The organism is Yersinia sp. 2542 StPb PI (assembly GCF_048593855.1).
Taxonomy (GTDB): domain Bacteria; phylum Pseudomonadota; class Gammaproteobacteria; order Enterobacterales; family Enterobacteriaceae; genus Yersinia; species Yersinia enterocolitica_E.
Genome location: NZ_JAZGQA010000190.1, coordinates 1 through 7,902, shown reverse-complemented (window position 1 = coordinate 7,902; position 7,902 = coordinate 1). Strand labels below are relative to the sequence as shown.

The window sequence follows — 7,902 nt, the reverse complement described above, 5'->3', positions numbered from 1 at the left end:
GCATCCTGATGAGCTGACTCAAGTCAGTGATTCGGGTAAGAGCGCGCAGCTAACACCCCTGCGGCTTCAAGGACACAGGGGAAATTAATGTAACTGCAACTGCTGCGCAGGCTGGCTTGGCTCTTTGTCGACGATATATAGATGGGATAATGTGTTGCTGCGAAAAGGGATCACTTGGGTACGGCCATCTAATTGCACAATTTGGTAGAACTGCGGCAGGTTAAAGTTAATAAAGCTGGAGCCGTAGGTAAAACGGTCGTGAGACGATGAATAAAAACGGCTGACATCTCGCACCAACTCCTCTTTACTGCCCTCGCAGTGGTGATAAACCTCAACGCGGTTTGATTCATCCAAAATATAAATGTTAAAGCCTTTTTCATCTGCGGTGCCTTCGAAGAAGAACTGAATGATCCCTTCGCTGGCAAAACCGTCCACCACTGGCGGCAGATGAATTTGATCGGTTTCTACCTGAATCGATAGCCCATGCAGTTTGTTATTAGAAATCGCACCGTAAAATTCGACCGCATTTTCCAATTTTTGAACGGAAACACTCAGGCGTTCAAAGAACAAACCCCAGGTCTGGCCGGAAACTCGTACCGCTTTAAAACGGCCTGGTTCCTGACGGGTACTGGATAAGCGCAACTCAATACACTCGGAAACCAACTGCTGAATGCGGGTACGAATCAAACCACGCAAATGCTGGCTGTAACAGAACACATCCACTGACTCCGGCGGTGCCGCATCCTGATGCATTTTGCCTAAAATGGTTTTCAATGCTTCCAACACCGCCTGCTCACCACTGAAATGCAAGGTTCGCACTTCATTCCAGGAGTTGCGGTACAGCAAATCGATACTGCCCACCAGACACTGCTGCTGCTCGCCAAAACTGAATACATCCAGTTTACGGAAATCAAAATGCACCACCTGATTGCGGAAAGCCGCTGTCGGGTCATGCTCTAAATTGACGATAATCGCCAAATGGCGAATCTCACACGGGCTATAGAGTGCTTTAGGTGTCGGTGCAGGCAAGCGCAACGGGAAGTGGTGAGAGATATCCGTCACCAATTCTTGCAATTTCACCGTATCGCACAGATTGGCGCTTTTAATATGTAGCCGTGTCTTGCTGGTCAACAGGCCGTTGAAATAGGCCCAGGACACCAGTTTGTTCAGGTAACGGTTATATTCCAGCGGCTGGTGACTCACAATCGCATCCATAGAGGGCGCTTGATTATATAAGTACCAACCCGCGCGGTTAGCACGGCCTGCCGGAACATGAATGAAAGTCAGATGTTCTTCCGATAAATCCGGTGAAATTTGCGGGTTAACCAGCGTCACTTTGCCAGGTAAAGCTTCAAATGCCGCGTACAGTTTACGGGTCAAAACGCCGATATCCTGCGGACTGGCACTGACACTCAGATTGTTGCGCCGCGCGAAACGGATCAAATTGCGATAACTCTGCATCATCGCATCCAACAGCTCGTTATGCGCTTCACGTACCCGCTCAATCTTCCAGTTAGCACGGTTATCCAGCACCGCCAAACTCTCGTCACTCCAGCCCCATTCACTGACCAGTTGGCTGAGGATTTCACGCCGCCAGCCGACACTCGCCGGGCTACGGGACAGTTTTTCGCACACTTTCAGATAGAAACAACGCCGCACCAAATTCAGACGGGTGGTGTCATTGATTTGGGTCAGATAGCGAGTGACGCGATCAAGCATCATGCAATAAGCATCAAGACCGAAAGCCACAATTTCACCGGCATGCAGGCGCTGTTTGATCTCCATCGCCAGCAATTGAGAATTGGGGTATTCCCACGAATACGCTTCCAGCAATAAGGTTTTCAGCACCGCCTTATAGGGCGAATCGATACTTTTATACAATTGCCACAAACTGGCACCGAAATACTCTTCGGCTGACAGGGTGCTCAAACCGCCCAAATCCAGCCACTCATTCGGTGTTAATACGCCCTGCGCATAGAGCGACAGTACGTAATCGTCATAATTATTTTCTTCTTCGACCGGAACCATATTCCACAGAATACGTTTCCCTGCCAGACGAACCGCGCTGCGGTAAAACTCATCCAGCAATAATATGTGTTGGGTTGAACCGCAATCTTCGCCCCCCAAGCTGCCACTGGCATTATGGCGGAAACGGTTTTCATCTATCAGGAAGAAGCTGACTTCAACACCCATTGATGCAGCCCATTTTTCCAGCAGACTGCATTTTTGTTGCAAGCGGTTACGCTCTTCAGAATCGAGCCAGGCCTGATGGCACACCCAAACATCAAGATCTGAAGTATGGCATTGCCCAATAGAGGAAGTGCTACCCATAGAATAGACGCCGGTAATCGGCAGTTCGCCGCCGACACTCTGTTGCAAAGGTTCGCCCCACTTGGCTTCAACCTCAGACAGATAATCCTGTTGCGTTTCATTGGACGTAAAAAGGCAGACGCCATGGGGAACGTTACCATCAAGGTAACCCGGCATCAGTGGATGATGATAATGTAGTAGGGTCGGTAGCAGACTGTAGACCTTTTGGAAGGCTGGCCCCATAGCCGCCAAGGCGCGATCGACTCGTAATTGGTTGATCGCATCCAGTCGCTGTTTCAGTGTCTCGATGTAGAGGTACAAGACGTCTCGCCTGGTTATTCCGGTGCTTAGAATTGTTCCGGTGCTTAGAAAAAAACCCGCGTCCCAGATTCGTTTATTACTTTTTTTGACTTTCAGCGAAAAATGTACTTTTTGTTGTACTGACCAAAAAACATTTTGTTTGAAGACATTTTGTTTGAATAACAATTAACGAATTATTGCTGGAAACGTGATCAATCTAACACCTTGCCGATTGACCGTAAAGCTATCCCTACAATTGTAATGTCTATCTATACCTTTCTTAGCTGACATTCACAGGTAGGTTGGCTGATAACGACGCCGTGGTATTAAGGAAGAAGTTATCCCGCCATGTATTTGTTACAATAGCTGCTTTCTTGTGCTCTTATCCGTCGTCTTCATGTGGCTATCGCACTGACAGCATTCACTGGTCAATGATAGGATGGGCCGCAAAATATAAAACGGTAACAAGCAATGTTAGACAAAATTATTCGAATTGCCACGCGACAAAGCCCGCTCGCCTTATGGCAAGCACATTATGTTCAACATTTACTGCAAGCCAATCATCCCGGCTTGCAGGTTGAGTTGGTCCCAATGGTTACCCGTGGGGACATCATTCTGGATACCCCACTGGCAAAAGTCGGTGGTAAAGGCTTGTTCGTCAAAGAGTTAGAGCTGGCCCTACTGGAAGATCGCGCGGATATCGCCGTCCACTCCATGAAAGATGTGCCCATCGCCTTCCCTGAGGGCTTGGGTCTGGTCACCATTTGTGAACGCGATGATCCACGTGATGCTTTTGTAGCGCCACATTTTGCTCATCTCGATGATTTACCTGCGGGCAGCATCGTCGGCACCTCCAGCCTGCGTCGCCAGTGCCAATTGCGCGAGCGTCGCCCGGACCTGATTATCCGCGACCTGCGGGGTAATGTAGGCACTCGCCTTGCCAAGCTTGATAACGGCGATTACCACGCGATTATACTGGCGGTTGCGGGCCTCAATCGCCTGGGGCTGGCATCGCGGATTCGCTACGCCATGCCCGCCGAGGAGTCGTTACCGGCTGTCGGTCAGGGTGCCGTCGGCATTGAATGCCGCCTGGATGACGATTTTACCCGCCAACTGCTGGCACCACTCAATCATCGTGCCACCGAGCTGCGAGTATGTGCCGAGCGAGCCATGAACACCCGTCTCGAAGGAGGCTGTCAGGTGCCGATCGGCAGCTATGCTGAGTTAGAAGGCAACACGCTGTGGCTCCGTGGATTAGTCGGTGCGCCGGATGGCAGTGAGATCATTCGCGGTGAGCGCCGAGGACCGGCGGAGAATGCAGAGCAAATGGGGATTGAGCTGGCCGATGAGTTACTATCACGTGGTGCGCGCGCAATATTGGCCGATGTTTATCAGGATACCCCCCCACTATGACCATTTTGGTAACCCGTCCATCTCCTGCTGGAGAGCAGTTAGTCAGTCGCCTGCGTGCGCTGGGCCGGGTTGCCTATCATGCGCCATTGATTGATTTCTCTCCGGGGGTAGATCTGCCTAAATTACCGGCATTGCTCCAAGAGATGCAAGCTGGTGATCTGGTATTTGCGTTATCACAGAATGCTATCCGCTACGCTAACCCACTGTTAAAAAGAAATAACCTGTTATGGCCAGCACAGTTATCTTATTATGCTATTGGCCGTACCACCGCATTGGCATTGCATACTGCCAGCCGTTTGCATGTCACCTTCCCCCCGATGGGGGAGACCAGCGAGATGCTGTTATCATTACCAGACCTGCAAACACTGTCCGGTAAAAAGGTGTTGTTACTGCGCGGTAATGGCGGGCGGGAACTGCTAGGCGAAAGTCTGGCACAGCGAGGCGCGGCAATTACCTACTGTGAATGTTATCAACGCAGCCCCATCTTTTATGATGGCAGTGAGCAAAGTGCGCATTGGCAACGTGCGGGGGTCAATATTCTGGTAGTGACCAGCGGCGAAATGTTACAACAGATCTATACTTTAGTTCCTGATTACTATCGTTCTTCGTGGCTGCTACGCTGCCGCCTGGTTGTAGTGAGTGAGCGTTTGGCTGCCCTGGCCGCCCAAATGGGCTGGCGTGATACCCGGGTGGCAGAAAATGCGGATAATGACGCGCTGATCCGCGCGCTACAAGACTTTCAATAAACCTGAAACCTGACTATGGGATGCCCAATATGACGGAACAAAATACCCCATCCGCACCAGTGGAAGAGACAACCACTGCGGTTGAGAGGCACCAACAGCCAGAACCTGAAGGCCGCCGGGAGAAACGAACCGGCCCAATTCTGGGTGCCATTGCTATTGCATTGGCTATCGCGCTGGGTGCCGGGCTTTATTATCACGGACAGCAGCAGGCTCAGTTACAAGATGTGGCGAATATCGCGCTACAAGAACAGTTGGCTGAACTAAAACAGAGCCAATTGCAGGAAAAACAGCAGCTTGAGTCATTACTACAACAGCAAGGCAAAGCGCTGGAAGCAGCAGATCGTCAGCAAACCTCGCTGATCCGCCAACTTAACGAATTACAGGAAAAAGTCGCCACTATTTCGGGTAGCGATGCCAAAACATGGCTACTGGCACAGGCGGATTTTCTGGTGAAAATGGCTGGGCGCAAACTGTGGAGTGATCAGGATGTCGCCACCGCAGCGACTTTACTGAAAAGTGCCGATGCCAGTCTGGCTGACATGAATGACCCAAGTCTTATCGACGTACGCCGCGCACTCACCGAGGACATCAGTACCCTTTCAGCGGTAAGCCAGGTGGATTTTGACGGCATTATCCTCAAACTGAATCAGCTGTCGAATCAGGTGGATAATCTACGTTTGGCTGATAACAATACCGATGATTCGCCGATGGATGCCGATAGCGATGAGCTATCCAGTTCATTAGCCGAATGGCGTCAGAATCTAACCAAAAGCTGGCACAGCTTTATGTCTGATTTTATTACTATCCGCCGCCGTGATAGCAGCGCAGAGCCACTGCTGGCACCGAATCAGGATGTTTATTTACGCGAGAATATTCGCTCCCGCTTGCTGGTCGCGGCTCAGGCAGTCCCTCGCCATCAAGACGAAGTGTACAAACAGTCACTGGAGACTATCTCCACTTGGGTTCGCGCTTATTTCGATGTGAATGACCCGAGCACCAAAGCTTTTCTGGATGAGCTAGAGAGCCTGAGTCAACAGTCAATCTCAATGGACGTACCTGATCAATTGAAGAGCCAGCCAATGCTGGAAAAATTGATGCAAACCCGGGTTCGTAACTTACTGGCACAACCGCCAGTTGCCGCTCAGGGGGAATAAGTATGCTGCGAGTTTTACTGTTATTCCTTATCCTGACCGCCGGCATCGTCCTCGGCCCCATGTTGGCTGGGCACCAAGGCTATGTATTGATTCAAACTGACAACTATAACGTTGAGACCAGCGTGACCGGTCTGGTGATTATATTGGTGCTGGTATTGGTCGCGTTCCTTATCATTGAATGGATACTGCGCCGTATTTTCCGCACCGGTGCCCGTACCCGTGGTTGGTTTATGGGCCGCAAACGCACCCGCGCTCGTAAGCAAACCAAAGCTGCATTGATCAAACTAGCCGAAGGGGATTTCAAGCAGGTTGAAAAGTTGCTCACCCGTAATGCCGATCATGCTGAACAACCGATGGTAAACTACCTGCTGGCTGCGGAAGCTGCCCAACAGCGTGGCGATGAATTCCGTACCAATCAATATCTGGAACGAGCAGCAGAAGTTGCTGATACAGATCAGTTGCCGGTAGATATCACCCGAGTGCGCATTCAACTGGCGCAAGGCCACGTTCATGCGGCCCGCCATGGAGTGGATCGTTTATTGGATCAAGCCCCACGTCACCCAGAAGTGCTGCGTCTGGCTGAACAGGCTTTCCTGCGTACCGGTGCTTACAGTTCATTGCTGGAAATTTTACCCGCGATGAGCAAAGTGCAGGTCCATACACCAGAAGAAATCGCCGCATTGGAGCAGCAAGCTTATATTGGCATGATGAATCAATGTATGGCGGAAGAAGGCAGTGATGGTCTGAAACGCTGGTGGAAAGATCAAAGCCGAAAAGTCCGCAATGAGATCCCGCTGCAAGTCGCACTGGCAGAACATCTAATTGAGTGTGACGATCATGATGTCGCCCAGCAAATCATTCTGGATGGCCTGAAGCGTCAGTATGATGAGCGCTTAGTACTCCTGATCCCACGCTTAAAATCAGGTAACCCAGAGCCGCTGGAGAAAGCATTGCGCCAGCACATCAAGCAGCATGGCGCGACCCCGCTACTTAATAGCACCTTGGGCCAACTCATGCTAAAACACGGTGAATGGGAGAAGGCCCACGAAGCCTTTAAAGCAGCGCTTGAGCAGCGTCCAGACGGTTATGACTATGCATGGTTAGCTGATGCCCTGGATAAACTGCATCGCCCTGAAGATGCAGCGCAGGCGCGTCGTGAGGGGCTACTGTTGACCTTGCGGCAGAATGGGGAATCGCTCTGACCATTAGCAAAACAGCAATCTAAAGGCTCCTACGGGGCCTTTTTTCTGCTCCTGATTCGGGGAACAAATCTGTCGGGAGCAGATTTGAACGCTGCTTGCAGCGGCCTCAACGAAGCGAGGCCCACGGATGGACCGAGTAACTAGCACAGCTAACAACCCTGCGGCTTCAAGTAGCAAAGAGTACCCAAAGTAATTGGAGTTGCAGGTAGGCAGCCAGCAAACGCATCCCGATGAGCTGACTCAAGTCAGTGACTCGGGGAACAAATCTGTCGGGAGCAGATTTGAACGCTGCTTGCAGCGGCCTCAACGAGGCGAGGCCCACGGATGGGCCGAGTAACTAGCGCAGCTAACAACCCTGCGGCTTCAAGTACGAAGGGTATGCAAAAAAAAACGCTTGCCGGAAAGGCAAGCGTCTAAAATTTTCAGGTCTACAGACAACAATGTCGGCGCCTCACTCAACGTTATGCCCGGTATGTGATGAAGATATTCGACATCGTTTACATGGACAATAGGCACCCTAAAATCGGCTCTGCATCATCTCTGGGTTTATGAAGCTAATTTGGCTATAACACCACGCTATCATAATAAGTGAGATGAGCATCTACAGGGTAGATATTGCACTTAGCGTGCCAACTCCATCTAACCGAGAGCAATTTCATCTAATTACCCGCGAGTAAGCGTTTAATCAACTGATAAATAATAAATTTATTTTCATCCTAATAGATGGTGCGATACAACGCACCAGCCATAGCGCGACCAATACTGTCTAAGTGATCT

The 7,902-nt window shown here is 50.6% G+C and carries 5 protein-coding genes; 4 read left to right on the top strand and 1 reads right to left on the bottom strand.

The annotated features are described in order from the left end of the window. Positions 1 to 84: 84 nt before the first annotated feature. Positions 85 to 2,631: a class I adenylate cyclase gene (locus tag V1952_RS17960; protein ID WP_372560072.1), complete on the bottom strand. Its 2,547-nt coding sequence runs from the start codon at positions 2,629 to 2,631 to the stop codon at positions 85 to 87. A 450-nt stretch (positions 2,632 to 3,081) separates the two neighbouring features. Here V1952_RS17960 and hemC point away from each other — a divergent pair, with 450 nt between their 5' ends. From hemC to hemY, 4 genes are read left to right on the top strand one after another with little or no spacing between them, the layout of a single operon-like run. Continuing rightward, a complete protein-coding gene (gene hemC, locus V1952_RS17955; protein WP_372560073.1) occupies positions 3,082 to 4,023 on the top strand; it encodes a hydroxymethylbilane synthase in 942 nt (313 codons plus the stop codon). Beyond that, the gene (gene hemD, locus V1952_RS17950; protein ID WP_372560074.1) at positions 4,020 to 4,769 is read left to right on the top strand and encodes a uroporphyrinogen-III synthase; all 750 of its coding nucleotides are present in this window, start codon (positions 4,020 to 4,022) and stop codon (positions 4,767 to 4,769) included. Before hemC ends, hemD begins: the two co-directional genes overlap by 4 nt. 29 nt (positions 4,770 to 4,798) lie before the next feature. Then, complete coding sequence (hemX, locus tag V1952_RS17945; protein ID WP_083161894.1) at positions 4,799 to 5,923, top strand: uroporphyrinogen-III C-methyltransferase; 1,125 nt, start codon at positions 4,799 to 4,801, stop codon at positions 5,921 to 5,923. Between the two features lie 2 nt (positions 5,924 to 5,925). Beyond that, a complete protein-coding gene (hemY, locus tag V1952_RS17940) occupies positions 5,926 to 7,125 on the top strand; it encodes a protoheme IX biogenesis protein HemY (RefSeq protein WP_083161892.1) in 1,200 nt (399 codons plus the stop codon). The last annotated feature ends 777 nt before the right edge of the window (positions 7,126 to 7,902 follow it).